Source organism: Pseudomonas sp. F01002, assembly GCF_004402115.1.
Lineage (GTDB): Bacteria > Pseudomonadota > Gammaproteobacteria > Pseudomonadales > Pseudomonadaceae > Aquipseudomonas > Aquipseudomonas frigoris.
The window spans coordinates 131,939-149,407 of record NZ_SOPU01000018.1; the positions used below are offsets into that span (position 1 = coordinate 131,939).

At 59.7% G+C, this 17,469-nt stretch carries 13 protein-coding genes; 3 read left to right on the forward strand and 10 right to left on the reverse strand.

Annotated features, from left to right (window positions below; all coding sequences use genetic code 11):
• Nucleotides 1-10 precede the first annotated feature (10 nt).
• From E3W21_RS14370 to E3W21_RS14380, 3 genes are all read right to left on the reverse strand, one after another.
• On the reverse strand, nt 11-1,261 hold the full coding sequence (locus E3W21_RS14370) for a sarcosine oxidase subunit beta (RefSeq protein ID WP_007947735.1): 1,251 nt from the start codon (nt 1,259-1,261) through the stop codon (nt 11-13).
• Between the two features lie 23 nt (nt 1,262-1,284).
• On the reverse strand, nt 1,285-2,538 hold the full coding sequence (gene glyA, locus E3W21_RS14375) for a serine hydroxymethyltransferase (RefSeq protein ID WP_134420544.1): 1,254 nt from the start codon (nt 2,536-2,538) through the stop codon (nt 1,285-1,287).
• Between the two features lie 234 nt (nt 2,539-2,772).
• Nucleotides 2,773-3,489 (reverse strand): TraX family protein, encoded by a 717-nt coding sequence (locus E3W21_RS14380; protein ID WP_134420546.1) that lies wholly within the window; start codon nt 3,487-3,489, stop codon nt 2,773-2,775.
• 133 nt (nt 3,490-3,622) lie between these two features.
• On the opposite strand from E3W21_RS14380, the gene E3W21_RS14385 reads away from it, so the two are divergent.
• Complete coding sequence (locus E3W21_RS14385; RefSeq protein WP_046045314.1) at nt 3,623-4,663, forward strand: low specificity L-threonine aldolase; 1,041 nt, start codon at nt 3,623-3,625, stop codon at nt 4,661-4,663.
• A 249-nt stretch (nt 4,664-4,912) separates the two neighbouring features.
• Complete coding sequence (locus E3W21_RS14390; protein ID WP_134420548.1) at nt 4,913-5,737, forward strand: NAD(P)-dependent oxidoreductase; 825 nt, start codon at nt 4,913-4,915, stop codon at nt 5,735-5,737.
• Nucleotides 5,738-5,827: 90 nt separating this feature from the next.
• Here the strand turns inward: E3W21_RS14390 and gbcB are convergent, their stop codons facing one another.
• Nucleotides 5,828-6,928 carry a glycine-betaine demethylase subunit GbcB gene (gbcB, locus tag E3W21_RS14395; protein WP_129440532.1) on the reverse strand — a complete coding sequence of 367 codons (1,101 nt, stop codon included), beginning with the start codon at nt 6,926-6,928 and terminating at the stop codon, nt 5,828-5,830.
• Between the two features lie 286 nt (nt 6,929-7,214).
• On the opposite strand from gbcB, the gene gbcA reads away from it, so the two are divergent.
• Nucleotides 7,215-8,510, forward strand: coding sequence for a glycine-betaine demethylase subunit GbcA (gene gbcA, locus E3W21_RS14405; protein ID WP_134420550.1), 1,296 nt, complete (start codon nt 7,215-7,217; stop codon nt 8,508-8,510).
• A 791-nt stretch (nt 8,511-9,301) separates the two neighbouring features.
• On the opposite strand, the gene E3W21_RS14410 is transcribed toward gbcA, so the two are convergent.
• The 6 genes from E3W21_RS14410 to dgcA all read right to left on the reverse strand — a co-directional run bounded on the left by E3W21_RS14410 (nt 9,302) and on the right by dgcA (nt 17,457).
• Nucleotides 9,302-10,501: a retropepsin-like aspartic protease gene (locus tag E3W21_RS14410; RefSeq protein WP_134420552.1), complete on the reverse strand. Its 1,200-nt coding sequence runs from the start codon at nt 10,499-10,501 to the stop codon at nt 9,302-9,304.
• A 79-nt stretch (nt 10,502-10,580) separates the two neighbouring features.
• A complete protein-coding gene (locus E3W21_RS14415) occupies nt 10,581-11,147 on the reverse strand; it encodes a GNAT family N-acetyltransferase (RefSeq protein WP_134420554.1) in 567 nt (188 codons plus the stop codon).
• A gap of 122 nt (nt 11,148-11,269) precedes the next feature.
• Entirely contained in the window at nt 11,270-12,040 is a 771-nt protein-coding gene (locus tag E3W21_RS14420) for an electron transfer flavoprotein subunit beta (protein WP_123368597.1), read from the reverse strand.
• 15 nt (nt 12,041-12,055) lie between these two features.
• Nucleotides 12,056-13,276 carry an electron transfer flavoprotein subunit alpha/FixB family protein gene (locus E3W21_RS14425; protein WP_134420556.1) on the reverse strand — a complete coding sequence of 407 codons (1,221 nt, stop codon included), beginning with the start codon at nt 13,274-13,276 and terminating at the stop codon, nt 12,056-12,058.
• On the reverse strand, nt 13,276-15,225 hold the full coding sequence (dgcB, locus tag E3W21_RS14430; protein WP_134420558.1) for a dimethylglycine demethylation protein DgcB: 1,950 nt from the start codon (nt 15,223-15,225) through the stop codon (nt 13,276-13,278). The genes E3W21_RS14425 and dgcB overlap by 1 nt, the downstream gene beginning before the upstream one ends.
• A 171-nt stretch (nt 15,226-15,396) precedes the next feature.
• Nucleotides 15,397-17,457, reverse strand: coding sequence for a dimethylglycine demethylation protein DgcA (gene dgcA, locus E3W21_RS14440; protein WP_134420560.1), 2,061 nt, complete (start codon nt 17,455-17,457; stop codon nt 15,397-15,399).
• Between the last annotated feature and the right edge of the window lie 12 nt (nt 17,458-17,469).

Sequence of the window (17,469 nt, forward strand, 5' to 3'; positions counted from 1 at the left end):
ATTTCTCCTGTTAGTGGGCAACCGCAGCAGCGCCGTGTTCATCGATCAACGCACCGTTGTGGAAACGGTCGATGGAGAAAGGTGCAGCCAATGGGTGCATTTCACCCTTGGCCAGACTCGCGGCAAACACGTTGCCCGAGCCAGGTGTTGCCTTGAAGCCACCGGTGCCCCAACCGCAGTTGAAGAACATGTTCGGTACCGGGGTTTTCGAGATGATCGGGCACGCATCCGGCGTGGTGTCGACGATGCCGCCCCACTGACGGTTCATGCGTACGCGCGACAACACCGGGAACATCTCGACGATGGCCTGAATGGTGTGCTCGATCACCGGGTACGAACCACGCTGGCCGTAGCCGTTGTAGCCGTCGATACCGGCGCCGATCACCAGGTCGCCCTTGTCGGACTGGCTGATGTAACCGTGTACAGCGTTGGACATGATCACGCTGTCGATAATCGGTTTGATCGGCTCGGACACCAGCGCTTGTAGCGGGTGCGATTCGATCGGCAGGCGGAAACCGGCGAGTTTGGCCATGTGCCCCGAGTTACCGGCGGTCACTACACCGACGCGTTTGGCGCCGATGAAGCCTTTGTTGGTTTCAACACCGATGCACACGCCGTTTTCCTTGCGGAAGCCGATCACTTCGGTCTGTTGAATCAGGTCCACGCCCAGTGCGTCGGCGGCACGGGCAAAGCCCCACGCCACGGCATCGTGACGGGCCACGCCGCCGCGGCGCTGGACGGTAGCGCCCATCACCGGGTAGCGAGTGTTCTTGGAGCAGTCGAGGTACGGAATCTCGTCAGCCACTTGTTTGGCATCGAGCAGTTCGCCGTCCACGCCGTTGAGGCGGTTGGCGCTGACCCGACGCTCGGAATCACGAATGTCCTGCAGGGTGTGGCACAGGTTGTAAACGCCACGCTGGGAGAACATCACGTTGTAGTTCAGGTCCTGGGACAGGCCTTCCCACAGTTTCATCGCGTGTTCGTACAGGTGCGCCGACTCGTCCCACAGGTAGTTGGAGCGAACGATGGTGGTGTTGCGCGCGGTGTTACCGCCGCCCAGCCAGCCTTTCTCGACCACGGCCACATTGGTGATGCCGTGCTCTTTGGCCAGGTAGTAGGCGGTCGCCAGACCATGCCCGCCACCGCCGACGATGACCACGTCATAGACCTTTTTAGGGGTCGGCGTGCGCCACATTTTCTGCCAGTTTTCGTGATGGCTGAGGGAGTGTTTGAAGAGGCCGAAGCCCGAGTACCGTTGCATAGTCATTTACTCCAAAACCGCGCTCAGCGATAAACCGGGAAGTCCGCGCACAGGGCTGAAACTTGCTGCGCAACATTAGCCTCGACATCGGCGTCGCCGAGGTTGTCGAGAATGTCGCAGATCCAGCCGGCCAACGTGACGCACTGGGTAACCTTGAAGCCGCGAGTGGTCACCGCCGGGGTGCCGATGCGCAGGCCGGAGGTCACGAACGGCGACTGTGGATCGTTCGGGACAGCGTTCTTGTTCACGGTGATGTGGGCGCGACCGAGTGCTGCATCCGCCTCTTTGCCGGTGAGGCCCTGACGGATCAGGCTGACCAGGAACAGGTGGTTATCGGTGCCGCCGGACACTACATCGTAGCCGCGTTTGATAAATACGCCGGCCATGGCCTGGGCGTTGTCGATCACTTGTTGCTGATAGGCCTTGAAACCAGGCTCCAGCGCTTCCTTGAAGCACACCGCTTTACCAGCGATCACGTGCATCAGCGGGCCGCCCTGGGCACCCGGGAAGACTGCCGCGTTGAGCTTCTTCTCTATTTCTTCGTTGGCCTTGCACAGGATCAGGCCGCCACGTGGACCGCGCAGGGTCTTGTGGGTGGTGGTGGTGACCACATCGGCGTAAGGCAGCGGGTTCGGGTACAGGCCGGCAGCGACCAGACCTGCGACGTGGGCCATGTCGACGAACAGCAGGGCACCGACTTTGTCGGCAATCTGACGGAATCGTGGGAAGTCGAGGGTCTTGGAGTAAGCAGAGAAGCCGGCGACGATCATCTTCGGTTTGCACTCGACAGCCAGGCGCTCGACTTCGTCGTAGTCGATCAGCCCGGTCTTGGTGTCGATCCCGTACTGCACGGCGTTGTACAGCTTGCCCGAGGATGACACTTTGGCGCCGTGGGTCAGGTGACCGCCATGGGCCAGGCTCATGCCGAGGATGGTGTCGCCAGGCTGAATCAGGGCCAGATACACAGCGCTGTTGGCTGAAGAGCCGGAGTGCGGCTGCACGTTGGCGTAGTCGGCACCGAACAGTTGCTTGGCGCGTTCGATGGCCAGCGCTTCAACTTTGTCCACGTGCTCGCAACCACCGTAGTAGCGCTTGCCCGGATAACCTTCGGCGTATTTGTTGGTCAGGCCACTGCCTTGCGCTTCCATGACGCGTTTGCTGGTGTAGTTTTCTGACGCAATCAGCTCGATGTGATCTTCCTGGCGTTGCTCCTCGGCATTCATCGCCGCCAGCAGTGCATCGTCGTAACCCTGGATCTGGTCTTGCTTGCTGAACATCGCGTCTCTCCCAGCGGCGGCGGTGCGCCATTCGTCTCGGTGAGGCACGTACCTTTCGGCAGTGCCCTTTGGATGCGATGGTATGACCGGCGCAGACAGGCCAAATGCCTACGGACGCCACGCAAAGGTGCGTTTACGACATGCCCTTGGTAGGAGCTGCCGAAGGCTGCGATCTTTTGATCTTTTAACAAGCAAAATCAAAAGATCGCAGCCTTCGGCAGCTCCTACAGAGTGTCAGCCGATGAGTTGACGCAAGGCTAGAAGAGCGAGGAAATGCGCGGGATAGAGCGCATAGGCCCAGCGACGCATCGGTGGTGGCTTAATGCCTTGGGTGTGTCGCAATAACAACAGTCCCAGCAATGGCGCGATCAGACAAGCGGCGAGGCCGAGGATGGCAGCAACATTGTGAAACTGGGCGGCGGAATACAGCACTGGCCACTGATTGGCTGCCAGACAGACCAGCCCCGGCAACAGACTGAAATACCAGGGCCGCCCGATCACCAGCAACATCGCCAGCGGCAACAGCACCCCGAAGAAGCCGAACATCAGCCGTTCCGGGAACAGCGCCGCCAGCAGCAAGGCGCCTGCCGCCAACAGTCGCGTTTGCAGGGTTCGATCCTGCCAGCCACGGGCCACCAGCAATCCCAGCACCAACGTGGGCAGCACGTTCAAGGTGTCGGGATCAGGCATGTAGATCCGGTAGGGGATTTCGCTGATGGCGCTAAACAGCAGCAACCAGCCCAAATAACGCCACTGGCCGTCGGTCGTCACCGCGCGGGCCCGTGCCAGGTTTGCGGCCATCGCCAGACAGAACCAGGGGAACGCCAGTCGCCCCGGCACATACAGCAGATCGAGGGAATAACCGACATATCGCAGGTGATCGAGCACCATGCTCAACAGCGCCAGCCACTTGAGCAGATCCAGTGCCCCATCCCTTTGCGTCATGTGCATAATTGCCCGTCGTTTTTGTATTTTTCTGTCAGACACATCGCGTGTGCTCACCGGATGATCTTCGGTAAAGTGCGCACCATCATTGACCACGGGGCGCTTCACCATAAGCGTCTCGACCACGGAAAGCAGGGCCATGACCGATAAGAGCCAACAATTCGCCAGCGACAACTATTCCGGTATCTGCCCTGAAGCCTGGGCGGCCATGGAACAGGCCAACCACGGCCACCAACGCGCCTATGGCGACGACGAATGGACCGCACGCGCGTCCGACGATTTCCGAAAACTGTTCGAAACCGACTGCGAAGTGTTCTTCGCCTTCAACGGCACCGCGGCCAACTCCCTGGCCCTGTCGTCGCTGTGCCAGAGTTACCACAGCGTGATCTGCTCGGAAACCGCCCACGTCGAAACCGACGAATGCGGCGCACCGGAATTCTTTTCCAACGGCTCCAAACTGCTCATCGCCCGCACTGAAAACGGCAAGCTGACCCCGGAATCGATCCGCGAAATCGCGCTCAAGCGCCAGGACATCCATTACCCGAAACCGCGCGTAGTCACCCTGACCCAAGCCACCGAAGTCGGCAGCGTCTACACCCCGGAAGAAATCCGCGCCATCAGCGCCACGTGCAAAGAGCTGGGCCTGAACCTGCACATGGACGGCGCGCGGTTCTCCAACGCCTGCGCTTTCCTTGGCTGCTCGCCAGCCGACCTGACCTGGAAGGCCGGCGTCGACGTGTTGTGCTTCGGCGGCACGAAAAACGGCATGGCGGTGGGGGAAGCGATTCTGTTCTTCAACCACAAACTGGCTGAAGACTTCGACTACCGCTGCAAACAGGCCGGGCAACTGGCCTCGAAGATGCGTTTCCTGTCCGCGCCGTGGGTCGGGATTCTGGAAAACGACGCCTGGCTTAAATACGCCCGCCACGCCAACCACTGCGCGCAGCTGCTGGCGGAACTGGTGAGCGATATTCCAGGCGTGGAACTGATGTTCCCGGTGCAAGCCAACGGCGTGTTCCTGCAACTCTCGGAACCGGCCATCGCCGCATTGACGGCCAAGGGCTGGCGCTTCTACACCTTCATCGGCAACGGCGGCGCCCGCTTCATGTGCTCGTGGGACACCGAAGAAGAACGCGTGCGGGAATTGGCGGCGGATATTCGCGAAGTCATGTCCCGCTAAGCCCTCCCCTTGTAGGACTGCAGGAGCTGGTAGGAGCTGGTAGGAGCTGTCGAGTGAAACGAGGCTGCGATCTTTTGATGTTGGTTTTTTAAGATCAAAAGATCGCAGCCTCGTTTCACTCGACAGCTCCTACAGTCCAACAGTCCAACAGTCCAACAGTCCTGCTGCCCCTGATCGTTTGCCCTGAAAGACATGGTCTACATTGTTTGTCGAGCCTCCGCTCAGACAACAATAATCAGGAGCGCACGCATGTCATTGAAAGGCAAAACCCTGTTCATCACCGGCGCCAGCCGCGGGATTGGTCGTGAGATCGCGCTGCGGGCTGCGCGGGATGGGGCCAACATTGTGATTGCCGCTAAAAGCGCCGAGCCGCACCCCAAGTTGCCGGGCACGATTTTCAGCGTGGCCGAGGAAGTCGAAGCCGCGGGCGGCAAGGCGTTGGCGTTGCAGGTGGATGTGCGTGATGACGTCGCGGTGCTTGAGGCATTGGCCCAGGCCAACGAGCATTTCGGCGGCATTGATGCGCTGATCAACAATGCCGGCGCGATCAAGTTGACTGGCGTCCAACACATCGAACTCAAGCGCTTCGACCTGATGCACCAGATCAACACCCGCGCCGTGCTCCTGTGCAGCCAGGCCGCCCTGCCCTATCTGAAGAAAAGCGCCGGACATATCCTCAACCTGTCCCCGCCACTGAATCTGGCGACCAAGTGGTTCGCCCAGTACAGCCCCTATACCGTGACCAAATACGGCATGAGCATGCTGACCGTGGGTATGAGCGAAGAATTCAAGAACTACGGCATCAGCGTCAACTCGCTATGGCCGCAAACGATGATTGCAACGGCTGCCATCGAGTTTCAGCTGGGGTCACGGGAGTCGTTCAAGCATGCGCGTACGCCCGCGATCATGGCCGACGCCGCCCATGTGATTCTGAGCCGCAGCGGTCGCAGCATTACTGGGCGATTGCTGATTGATGAGGAAATTCTGCGGGAGCACGGGGTGACGGATTTTGAGGGGTATCGGTTTGAACCGGACTCCACCGACAAACTGATGACGGATCTGTTTGTCGATTGACAAGGAGCTGCCGAAGGCTGCGATCTTTTGATCTTAAAAGATCGCAGCCTCGTTGCACTCGACAGCTCCTACAGGGTCATTGTGCAACTATCAAAACTCGATGCGCACGTCGCCCTTCGGCACGCTGCAGCACGAAAGAATGAACCCTTCCGCCTCGTCTTCCTCGGTGATCCCGCCGTTGTGGTCCATTTCGACCTCGCCACCCAGCTTCATCACCTTGCACGTCCCGCAGATCCCCATCCCACAAGCCTTCGGAATCAACAGCCCCAACTTCGCAGCGGCGGCATGAACGGTTTCACCCGGTGCAACACGAATGCTCTTGCCGGACGCGGTGAATTCCACCTGGTGCAGGTCCGCCACGTCGATGTCCGGTGCGTCTGCGGCTATTTCGGCTTGCTCCACCGCATCGGCACGGGCTTCCGGCGGTGTAGCACCGAACGATTCCTCGTGATAACGCGACATGTCGAAGCCGACTGCTTCCAGCATGCGCTTGACCGCGTTCATATACGGCGTCGGGCCGCAGCAGAACACTTCGCGCTCCATGAAGTCCGGCGCCATCAGCTCCAGCATCTTGTGGTTCAGGTAACCGCGATAACCGGCCCACGGCTCGCCCAGACCATGCTTCTCGCAGATCAGGTGCAGGCTGAAGTTATCGATCCGCGACGCCATGTGTTCCAGCTCGCGGTGGTAAATGATGTCTTTGGGCGAACGGGCGCTGTGGATAAACACCATGTCGACGTTGCCGTTGGTGTCGTAGAACCAGCGAGCCATCGACATGACCGGCGTGATACCGACACCGCCGCTGAGGTACAACACCTTCGGCGCGGTGAAGTCCATGGCGTTGAACAACCCGACCGGCCCGTGCACCGCCAGCTCCTGGCCTTCGTGCAGGGTGTCGTGCAGCCAGTTGGAGACTTTGCCGCCCGGTACGCGCTTGATGGTCACCGAAAAGCTGTACGGCACCGACGGCGAGCTGGAAATGGTGTAGGAGCGCATGATCGGCACGCCTTCGATTTCCAGCTCCAGGGTGACAAACTGCCCCGGCTTAAAGAAGAACAGGATCGGCTGGTCGGCCATAAAGCAGAAGGTGCGCACATCCCAGGTTTCCTGGATGACTTTGACGCAACGGACGATGTGTCGACCATTGGCCCAGGTCTGGGTGGTTACCGGATTCAGGAAGCTGTTGGACATGCTGTTCTCCACCGCCGATGGTCGGCCTTATGTTGGCGATTCTGCGTAACGTGCGAACCACCCATTTACCTATCTGCGACATTCACATACTTATCGCGACCAGCCTGCAACTACCGGGGGTTGCGCGTCGGGAACAGATTGGGCCATGTCGCCCATGGATAAGGTTCTGGCGTGCGCCGGCCCCACACTCGCTCCACACAAAGACGATTCCTTTACAGCCTTGCGTAGCAAACCGTATCAGCCACTATTTCGCCGGCCACACAGAATGGCCTTGAGGATCAAATCGATGGACGTCACCGCAAAAATCAGCCTGGGCGATCCGCTGGAACCCGCTCGCAAGGCCACCGCGCAGATGCTGCAAGAGCGCGAACGCACTTTCTCGCTGCCGCAGCCGTTTTACTCTGACGAGCGGCTGTTTGATATCGATATGCAGGAAATCTTCCAGAAAGAGTGGTTGATCGCCGGCATGGCCTGCGAAATCCCGACCAAGGGCAACTACCTGACCCTGCAAGTCGGCAAGAACCCGATCATTGTGATTCGCGGCGCCGAAGGCGTGATACATGCGTTCCACAACGTCTGCCGCCACCGTGGTTCGCGGCTGTGCACCAGTGAAAAAGGCAAGGTCGCAAAACTGGTCTGCCACTACCACCAGTGGACCTACGAACTGGACGGTCGCCTGCTGTTCGCCGGCACCGAGATGGGCGCCGAATTCGACATGAAGGAGTACGGCCTCAAACCGGTCAACGTGAAGACTGCCGGCGGCTACATCTTCATCAGCCTGTCGGAAAATCCGCCAGCCATTGATGACTTCCTGTCGACGCTGAACCATTACATGGAACCGTACGACATGGAGAACACCAAGGTGGCGATTACCACCACCTTGATGGAAAAGGCCAACTGGAAACTGGTGCTGGAAAACAACCGCGAGTGCTACCACTGCAACGCGTCGCACCCGGAACTGCTGAAAACCCTGCTGGAATGGGACGACGTCACCGACCCGCGTGCCGACCAGGCTTTCAAGGACCACGTCGCGGCCTCCGCCGCTGCCTGGGAAGCCGAAAAGATCCCTTACGCCCACGCCAGCTTCGGCCTGCGTAACCGCATCGTGCGCATGCCGCTGCTCAAAGGCACCGTGTCGATGACCCTGGACGGCAAACAGGGCTGCGCCAAACTCATGGGCCGGATCAAAAACCCAGACCTGGGCTCGATGCGCATCCTGCACCTGCCGCACTCGTGGAACCACTGCATGGGCGACCACATCATCGTCTTCACGGTGTGGCCGATCAGTGCGCAGGAAACCATGGTCACCACCAAGTGGATCGTCCACAAGGACGCCGTCGAAGGCGTGGACTACGACGTGGAGCGCATGCGCCAGGTCTGGGATGCGACCAACGACCAGGACCGTCGCCTGGCCGAAGAGAACCAGCGCGGCATCAACTCCACCGCTTACCAGCCAGGCCCTTACTCCAAGACCTATGAGTTTGGCGTGGTGAACTTTGTGGATTGGTACAGCGAGCGTTTGCTGAACAACCTGGGGGCTGAGCCTGCGGCTTACCTCAAAGGGGTTCCGGTTCAGGGTTAACCGCAAAAAGCATCGCGAGCAAGCTCGCTCCCACACTTAACCGAGGTGTCCACAGCGTTTGTGAACACCTCCGATCAAATGTGGGAGCGGGCTTGCTCGCGAAAGCGCCCTCCCAGTCACTGCATCCCTCCCCCGCGAAATCCTCTCCCCTATAGAACTGTACGAAATATGATCTATTACGTTCAGGCCTATACGCCGCGTGCCTCCCAGCCTTTAGCAAACAAGTTATCCACACCTCCACCCACAGCTATTGGGGACAAGTGTGAATTTATAGAAAACTTTCTCCACAGAAACTGAAGAAAATCCGTGACTTATCCAGAAGCAGGGTTTTGAGCAGCGATTGGTTGTTTTTTGATCTAAAGCTTGAAAGGCACGTTGTACGTGGCTTGCAGAGGATGGCGAACACCTTATCCACAGAAGCGCCAACAGACTTTGGGGGCAACTTGGGCGGATCTGTGGAAAACCGTTGGAAGCCGCGATAAATCGGGGTTTGCGCGAGGTTTATCAGCTTAAAACGGTGATTTGATCGTTTTTTGATCAGCCTCCTGATAAGCCCGGTTTATATGGCCTGTAGAGGACAGCGAACATCTTATCCACAGATGCGCTAACAGAGATTGGGGGCAAGTATTGGTTCGCGTACAAAGTTATCCTCTGAAAAAAGCGTGAAAAAACCGCAAGTTAGGCTGGTTGTTTTTTGTTCGAAGGGTTGCAGGGCTTGATTTGTATGGTGTGTAGCAAAGGGCGAACATGTTATCCACAGAAGCGCTAACAGGGATTGTGGGTAACCGCGATCAGGTCCTGTTGAAACACGACCAGCCCGAGTCGATGTCCAGATTCAACTCATAGTCATTGAATGCACCCCACCCAAGCAAAAGCGAAGGCACGTACTGACCCAGCAACAACGACGGAGGAATCGTGTAGTCCGGGTAGTAGTTGTAGGTGATCGATTGGATATGGCCCGACAGGCTCAATTCACCCTTGAAGGTTTGGGAACGCGGGTTATCGGTGACATGAATGGGTGAGTTGCCCGGCGAGGACGACGTCAGGTAATTAACATTGCCGGTGTCGATAATCGCCGGCGTGGCCCGACGATCCAGGCGTGCGGCAATGATCAGTCGTTGATTAATGTCCATGCGCGCGTAGTTAATTCGCGAATCGCATCGCGCGGGAGGTTCGGCGTTAAGCTCCAGCATCTTTTTGGAGACCTTCAAACGCCCCAACTTACCGAGCAAATCGAGCCCCAGTAAGTTATCCCGATCGCTGACAAACACCAGGACGTTTCTGAACTCGCTTGAGCCGATCTTTAAAGACTCAAAGATCCCGAGTTTGGCAGACAGGTCACGTTCACCATAAAACGTGCTGTAGCCATAGTGAGAGTCGGTTAATAGCCTGATTCCCATCAGCTTCGCGGTTTCGTGGTTGACCCGGGTTTGCGGTGCGCCGGTGTCCAGAATGAAGCGTGACGAGACACCATTGGCCGCTTTGACATCGAGGTAGGGCAACACCTCGTCAGCGACGTGACCGCCGCTGGCGTAAGGATGAATCGCCAGCACCTCGTGCCGCTTCGTTCTTGTCACCGAAAAATCGCCGACCGCCCGCAGGGTTGTGAGGGATTCGCTGCCGAACATGGAAAACATCGTGTTGAGTTCAGGGTCATTCGCGATTGCCTGAGCATGACGATGCTTGATCGCCAAATAGTATTCGGGGATCTGGTTTGCGGTTTTGGCCTCGAACATCCGGGCGAGAACAGACACTGAACAATTCAGGTTTTTTTCAGCATCCAAGGCCTTGTCGCATTGCTGTTTCAGCTGCACCAAGGACGCTTTTTGTCCCTGTTCGGGCTCTAACCATGTGTAGAAATCCGGAGCTGCCGGCCTGGTATCAGCCATCGAACTTGATGCTGCACACATAAAAAATGCAAGCAGCACCAGAGACGACTTTGAATTCACGCCGCCGATCAGACATGTCTCACGCCGACTGACCGCCCTCATGTTCAACCCATTCTAGAAAACGAGTTTTATGAACTAGCGCTGCGGCAACCCTGAGCAGCTCATAGAGAAATGTAGCTCACTAGGGCCGATACATCAGATAGGCCTCACCCGCGACCCGAATCATCGGATGGGGAGTGATCTGGCAGGTATCGACGATACGAAAGCCATGTCGCTCGTAAAACCGACGGGCGCCGGTGTTCACCGCGTAGTCGATCAGGCTCAGGCCATTGAGCCCCAGCTGGTTGGCGCGGTCGTAAGCGTAGGCGAGGAATTGCTTGCCCAGGCCCTGGTTTCGCCAGCCTTCATGCAGCGCCAGGCTGGAAATATAGAGGGTGTCGGGGATTTCCATCTTGGCGTACGGCGCCAGGACTGGATCGGTCACTGGAGGCGCCAGCGGATCGTGACGAATCACGTAGCTGTGCATCATGCCAATGACGTTTCCCTGTGCCTCGGCAATGAGGCAGTTCTGCCAGGAAAAATCCACGTCTTCACGGGCAAACCGACTGGCGCCCACGTCCAGTAAATCCTGACCGGGTTGCGCCAGTTGGCTCCAGATGTAATTCGCAGCACCTTCTGACGAAATCTGGAACAAGCGAGCAATCTCCCGCGCATCCGCGCGCAGGGCCGAACGAAATTCAACGGTCATTATTTTTCCTTGTGGGAGCGGGCTTGCTCGCGAAGGCGTCTTGTCAGCCAGCATTTGTAATAACTGACACGCCGCCTTCGCGAGCAAGCCCGCTCCCACATTAGATCTTCACTGGATGTCCGCTAGCGGACCACGCCTTCTTCGATCAGTAACTTGAGAATCGCCTCGGCGCCAGCCTCGGCACTCAGCCCTTTAAGCACCTGCCCGCCCCCGCCGCTGGCCTTGGCCGTCGCGGCTTTCATTCGATCCGCGCCGCTCTTGGCCTTGATCACCTTCAAGCGTTTAGGCCGTGGCTTGGCCGGTTGCAGCGTGGCAACCGCCAGCAGTTCATCGTCGATCACTTCGACTTCATCCGCCTGCAACACCCCGCGTCGGGCCGGGCCGTAGGCACTTTGCCGAGGCTTCGGCGCGGCGTTATCCACAGTCGCGAGAAACGGCAGCCGTACTTTCAAGCGACGGCGCTGACCACGAGGCAAGGCTTGCAGCACCAGTGCTGAATTACCGTCGATGGATTCAACTTGAGCCAGCCCGACTACCAGCGGCCAGCCCAGGCTTTCGGCCAGCAGGAACGGCAGCATGCCCGAGCCTTCGCCGGTTTCCGCCTGGCTGCCGGTCAGCACGACCTGCGCCCCGGCGTCACGCAAATACGCGGTCAACGCCGGCAGCGCATCGGCGCCTGAAGGTTGTTCAAGCACGTGCAACTGTTCCAGGCCCATACCCAGATAGGCGCGTAGTGCAGGTTCCGCGACGTCGCCGGCATGCAGCACTTGCAGGTTATCCCCAGCCAGTTGCAGGCCCAGTTCCACCGCCCGCGCATCCTGTTCCGCGCGGCGCGGCCGGCCGGAGGTCGGGTGGGCGCCGATGGAAACCAGGCTGATGATTTTCGTGCTCATAACCCTTTCCTTCCCTTAAGCCGCATCGCGCTTGGCTTCATTGCGGTAAGCCTCTACCGCATCGATCAAGGCTTGAAGAATCTCGGCGCTCTCACCGATCACCGACAGGTCGGCCCGTTTGATCATGTCGCAGCCAGGATCGAGGTTGATCGCCACCACCTTGTCGCAGGCACCGATGCCTTGCAGGTGCTGGATCGCCCCGGAAATCCCCACCGCCACGTAGACCCGCGCGGTGACCCAGGTGCCGGACGCGCCGACCTGACGGTCGCGGGCCATGAAGCCATCGTCCACCGCCACTCGGGACGCGCCTTCGGTAGCGCCGAGGGCTTCGGCCGTCCTGTGGAAAAGTCCCCAGTCCTTGACCCCGTTGCCGCCGGAGAAGATGAACTCGGCTTCGGCCATCGGAATCGCCGCCGGATCGACAGCCACTGCGCCCAAATCCTCGATGCGCGACAAGCTTCGAGCGACCGCTGTGGATAACTCCACCGGCAAGGCTTCGTGACGGGTTTCGCTCACAGGTTCGGCGCACTCGACGGCAGCCAGAATCAAGCGTGCGACCGGGCGCGCAAGGTCTTGCAAGCCAGCACCCGCGCGGCCGATGCATTCCTGATCCTTGACCTGCCAGACCCGCGTGGCCGGGCGTTCGCCCAGTGCCGCGGCAAAGCGTCGACCCAGTTCACCACCGCCGCTGCGGCTGTCCGGCAGCAACCAGTGACGCGGGCTGAACTGGTTATCCACAGCTCGCAGGCCCTGGACCCGTTGTTCCGGTGCATAACCGCTGAATTCGTCGCCTTCCAGCACCAGCAAGCGATCGACGCCAGCGGTGGCAAAGGCGTTTTCTTTGTGTTCGCCGAAGACCACGGCCAATACCGCACCGTCCTTGCCGGCCATTTGGTGCGCCAGGCCGAGCAGGTCGCGGTCGTGGCTGCTCAAGCGGCCGCCGACCATGTCCGGCACCACGCTGATGTAGAACGCCGGTGCAGGCACTTGATGCAGCGGCAATTGCACTTCAACAGCGGCCGAGCGTTTGGTCGCCCCGCCCTGTTGAGCGCCGCTGCGGTCAATGCGTTTGATGCCATTGGGACCGATAAAACCGATGCCATGGGGATTCTTGCGGATGACGCCGTTAGGCCCCATCCAGCTGTGTTGCGCCGGCTGCATGGCCGCGTGCAGCGGGTGCAAACGGTTACGGGCGATCCATTCGGCGCGTGGATCGCGGCGGATAATGTCGCTCATCAGTGGGCCTCCGCAGGTTCACGTTGGGCCGGTTTGGTCGGCTTGCTCGGGGCAGCGTCTTCGAGCAACGCGTCCGCCACCAGTTCGGCGATGTCCTTGATCAGCGGACGGGGTTCGACCACGCCTTCGAGCATCGCGGTGCACTGTGGACAACCCACGGCCACCAGTTCGGCGCCGGTTTCGCGGATGTCTTCCATGCGCATGTCGGGGATCCGTTGCTTGCCCGGAATGTCGGTGATCGGCGCACCGCCGCCGCCGCCGCAGCAGCGCGAGCGGAAACCGGAGCGTTGCATTTCCTTGATCTCGATACCCAGGGCGCGCAGCACTTCACGCGGTGCCTCGTATTCGCCGTTGTAACGGCCGAGGTAGCACGGGTCGTGATAAGTCACGCTGCTGCCTTTGTGCTGACCGAGGTTCAGGGCGCCAGCGCCAATGATTTCCGCCATGTAGGTGCTGTGGTGCTGCACGAGGTAGTTGCCGTCGAAGGCGCCGTATTCGTTTTTCAGCACGTGGAAGCTGTGCGGGTCGCAGGTGACGATCCGATTGAAGCTGTATTTGGCCAGAGTCTGAATGTTGCGTTTGGCCAACAATTGGAAGGTCGCTTCGTCGCCCAGACGTCGGGCCACGTCACCGCTGTCGCGTTCTTCAAGCCCCAGCACCGCAAAGTCGACCTTGGCCGCTTTCAGCACTTTGACGAAGGCGCGCAGAGTGCGCTGGTTGCGCATGTCGAAGGCACCGTCGCCGACCCAGAACAGCACGTCGACAGATTTCTTCTCGCTGAGCAGGTTCAGGTTCAAGTCCGCCGCCCAGTTCATCCGCCCGCCCGGGGCGAAACCGCCAGGGTTGTCGGTGGCGATCAGGTTTTCCAGGACTTCGGCGCCCTTGTTCGGGGTCGCGCCTTTTTCCAGCGTCAGATGGCGGCGCATGTCGACGATGGCGTCGACGTGCTCGATCATCATCGGGCACTCCTCGACACAGGCGCGGCAAGTGGTGCAGGACCACAAAGTTTCAGCGTCCACCAGACCATTGACGATCGGTTGATGCGGATTACCAGCGTGTTCGCCGATGGCCTTGCCCGGATAGGGGCTGCCGGCGAACTTGGCATCGGTGCCACCGGCCAGGCCAACGACCATGTCTTGAATCAGTTTTTTCGGGTTCAGCGGCTGGCCGGCGGCGAACGCCGGGCACGCGGCTTCGCATTTACCGCACTGCACGCAGGCGTCGAAGCCGAGCAGTTGGTTCCAGGTGAAATCCTTGGGTTTTTCCACGCCCAGTGGCGCGTTTGGATCGTTCAGGTCCAGCGGTTTCAAACCGGTGGAACGGCCGCCACCAAAGCGTTCGGCGCGACGGTGCCAGGCCAGGTGCAAAGCACCGGCGAAGGCGTGCTTCATCGGCCCGCCCCAGGTCATGCCGAAGAACAGTTCGCTAACGCCCCACAGCACACCGACGCCGAGGATCGCAGCCACCACCCAACCACCGAAGTTTTCCGGAAGGATGCCGGCGACCGGCAGGGTCAACAGGAAGAAGCTCGCAGAGAACGCCAACAGGCTTTTCGGCAGGCGCATCCACGGCCCTTTGGAAAGACGAGCCGGTGGGTTGCGACGACGCAGGAACATGAAAATCGCACCGACGAACATCACCGCCGAGGCAATCAACAGTGCAACACCGAGAATGCGATTGTGCAGGCCGAAACCGTGAACCAGGATCGCCAGCACAATCGACGCCACCGCACCGCCAGCCGTGGCAACGTGAGTGTTGGCGATGTATTTGTCCCGCGCGACGACATGGTGCAAATCGACCATGTAACGCTTGGGCATGGCGAACAGGCCACCGATCAGGTCGACTTTCGAAGCCCGGCCTCGGCGCCACATAGCCACCCGCCGCAACGCGCCGAGGACAGCGAGGCCCAGGGCTGCGAACAACAGGATTGGAAGAAGGGTGTTCAACATGGTGGAGCTCCCAAAGACCGCAGGGTCTTGCAGGCTTAACTAGCTGGATGCCTTGCCCGATTCCTGTGGGAGCGGGCTTGCTCGCGAAAGCGGCGGGTCAGTCGACATCAATGTTTAATGTCAGTCCGTCTTCGCGAGCAAGCCCGCTCCCACAGGGTTATCCACAAGCTCTTAGAAATCCTTGCACAACCGCAACGCGTCGTAGATCGCGGCGTGGGTGTTGCGCTGCGCCACGCAGTCGCCGATGCGGAACAGCAAGTAGCCGTCGCCCGCCTGGCTCAGCGAAGGTTGCGGCTTGATCGCGAACAGGGCCTCGATGTCCATCTGGCCTTTGTTGCGCGACGCTTCCTTCAGCGCGTAATAGATTTCTTCGTCCGGACGCACGCCGTTTTCGACGACGACCTGGTCCACCACCCGCTCCTCTTTGGCGCCGGTGTATTCGTTTTCCAGCACCGCCACCAGCTTGTCGCCTTCGCGGTAGACCTTCTCCAGCATCATGTCCCCGGTCATGATCACTTCTTTGGGGTACATGCTGCGGTAGTAAGTCGGGAACGAGGTGCCGCCAATCGCCACGCCCGGTTTGATGTCGTCGGTGACGATCTCGACCTGGCTGCCCTTGTCGGCGAGGAAGTCGGCCGTCGACATCCCGGTGAACTCGCAAATGGTGTCGTAGACCAACACGTTCTTGCCCGGTGCAACCTTGCCGTCGAGGATGTCCCAGCTGCTGACCACCAGACCTTCAGCCGCGCCCCAGTGCTCGTTCTGCTCCAGGAATGGATGGCCGCCGACGGCGAGTACCACCACGTCCGGACGCAGGTCGAGAATGGTCGCCGCATCCGCCGCCACGCCCAGGCGCAGGTCGACTTTCAACCTCGCTAGCTCAAGCTGGAACCAGCGGGTGATACCGGCGATCTGATCCCGTTGCGGGGCTTTCGAGGCGGTGGTGATCTGCCCGCCGATGAATTCTTTCTTCTCGAACAGGGTCACGTCGTGGCCACGTTCGGCGGAGACGCGAGCGGCTTCCATCCCGGCAGGACCGGCACCGACCACCACAACCTTGCGCTTCACACCGGTCGATTTCTCGATGATGTGCGGCACGCCCATGTATTCACGGGAGGTCGCAGCGTTCTGGATGCACAAGACGTCCAGGCCCTGGTATTGACGGTCGATGCAGTAGTTGGCGCCGACGCATTGTTTGATCTGGTCGACCTGACCCATTTTGATCTTGGCGATCAGGTGCGGGTCGGCGATGTGGGCGCGGGTCATGCCGACCATGTCGACGTAACCGCCTTCCAGAATACGGGTCGCCTGGTTCGGGTCCTTGATGTTCTGAGCGTGCAGCACCGGGGCCTTCACCACTTCCTTGATACCGGCGGCCAAATGCAGGAATGGCTCCGGTGGATAACTCATGTTCGGAATAACGTTGGCCAGGGTGTTGTGGGTGTCGCAACCCGAACCCACCACGCCGATGAAGTCGATCATGCCGGTGTCGTCGTAGTACTTGGCGATCTGCTTCATGTCCTCGTGGGACAAGCCGTCCGGGTGGAATTCGTCACCGCACAGACGGATGCCGACGCAGAAATCCGGGCCGACTTCCTTGCGCACCGCTTTAAGGACTTCCAGGCCGAAACGCATACGGTTCTCGAAGCTGCCGCCCCATTCGTCGGTACGTTTGTTGACGCGAGGGCTCCAGAACTGGTCGATCATGTGCTGGTGCACGGCCGACAGTTCGACGCCGTCCAGACCACCGGCCTTGGCGCGGCCAGCCGCGGTGGCGTAGTTGCCGATCACCCGCCAGATTTCTTCCGGCTCGATGGTTTTGCAGGTCGCGCGGTGCACCGGCTCACGGATGCCCGACGGCGACAGCAGGGTTGGCCAATGCTCGCCATCCCAACGGGAACGACGACCCATGTGGGTAATCTGGATCATGATCTTGGCGCCATGCTTGTGCATGGCATCGGCCAGATTCTGGAAGTGCGGAATGATCCGGTCGTCGGCCAGGTTGACCGACTTCCACCAGCCTTGCGGGCTGTCGATGGCCACACTGGAGGAACCGCCGCAAATCGCCAGGCCGACCCCGCCCTTGGCTTTCTCTTCGTAATACTTGACGTACCGGTCGGTGGTCATGCCGCCGTCGGTGGCATAGACCTCGGCGTGCGCGGTGCTGAGCACGCGGTTGCGGATGGTCAGTTTGCCGATCTGGATCGGCTGGAACATTGCTTCGAAAGCCATGGCGGGTTCCTC

Coding starts and splice junctions, on each gene's coding strand:
- E3W21_RS14425 (WP_134420556.1), bottom strand. CDS start 13,276: ATGAGCGACATTATCCGCCGCGATCCACGCGCCGAATGGATCGCCCGT.
- dgcB (WP_134420558.1), bottom strand. CDS start 15,225: ATGTTGAACACCCTTCTTCCAATCCTGTTGTTCGCAGCCCTGGGCCTC.
- dgcA (WP_134420560.1), bottom strand. CDS start 17,457: ATGGCTTTCGAAGCAATGTTCCAGCCGATCCAGATCGGCAAACTGACC.
- E3W21_RS14370 (WP_007947735.1), bottom strand. CDS start 1,261: ATGCAACGGTACTCGGGCTTCGGCCTCTTCAAACACTCCCTCAGCCAT.
- glyA (WP_134420544.1), bottom strand. CDS start 2,538: ATGTTCAGCAAGCAAGACCAGATCCAGGGTTACGACGATGCACTGCTG.
- E3W21_RS14415 (WP_134420554.1), bottom strand. CDS start 11,147: ATGACCGTTGAATTTCGTTCGGCCCTGCGCGCGGATGCGCGGGAGATT.
- E3W21_RS14380 (WP_134420546.1), bottom strand. CDS start 3,489: ATGCACATGACGCAAAGGGATGGGGCACTGGATCTGCTCAAGTGGCTG.
- gbcA (WP_134420550.1), top strand. CDS start 7,215: ATGGACGTCACCGCAAAAATCAGCCTGGGCGATCCGCTGGAACCCGCT.
- E3W21_RS14385 (WP_046045314.1), top strand. CDS start 3,623: ATGACCGATAAGAGCCAACAATTCGCCAGCGACAACTATTCCGGTATC.
- E3W21_RS14410 (WP_134420552.1), bottom strand. CDS start 10,501: ATGAGGGCGGTCAGTCGGCGTGAGACATGTCTGATCGGCGGCGTGAAT.
- E3W21_RS14390 (WP_134420548.1), top strand. CDS start 4,913: ATGTCATTGAAAGGCAAAACCCTGTTCATCACCGGCGCCAGCCGCGGG.
- E3W21_RS14420 (WP_123368597.1), bottom strand. CDS start 12,040: ATGAGCACGAAAATCATCAGCCTGGTTTCCATCGGCGCCCACCCGACC.
- gbcB (WP_129440532.1), bottom strand. CDS start 6,928: ATGTCCAACAGCTTCCTGAATCCGGTAACCACCCAGACCTGGGCCAAT.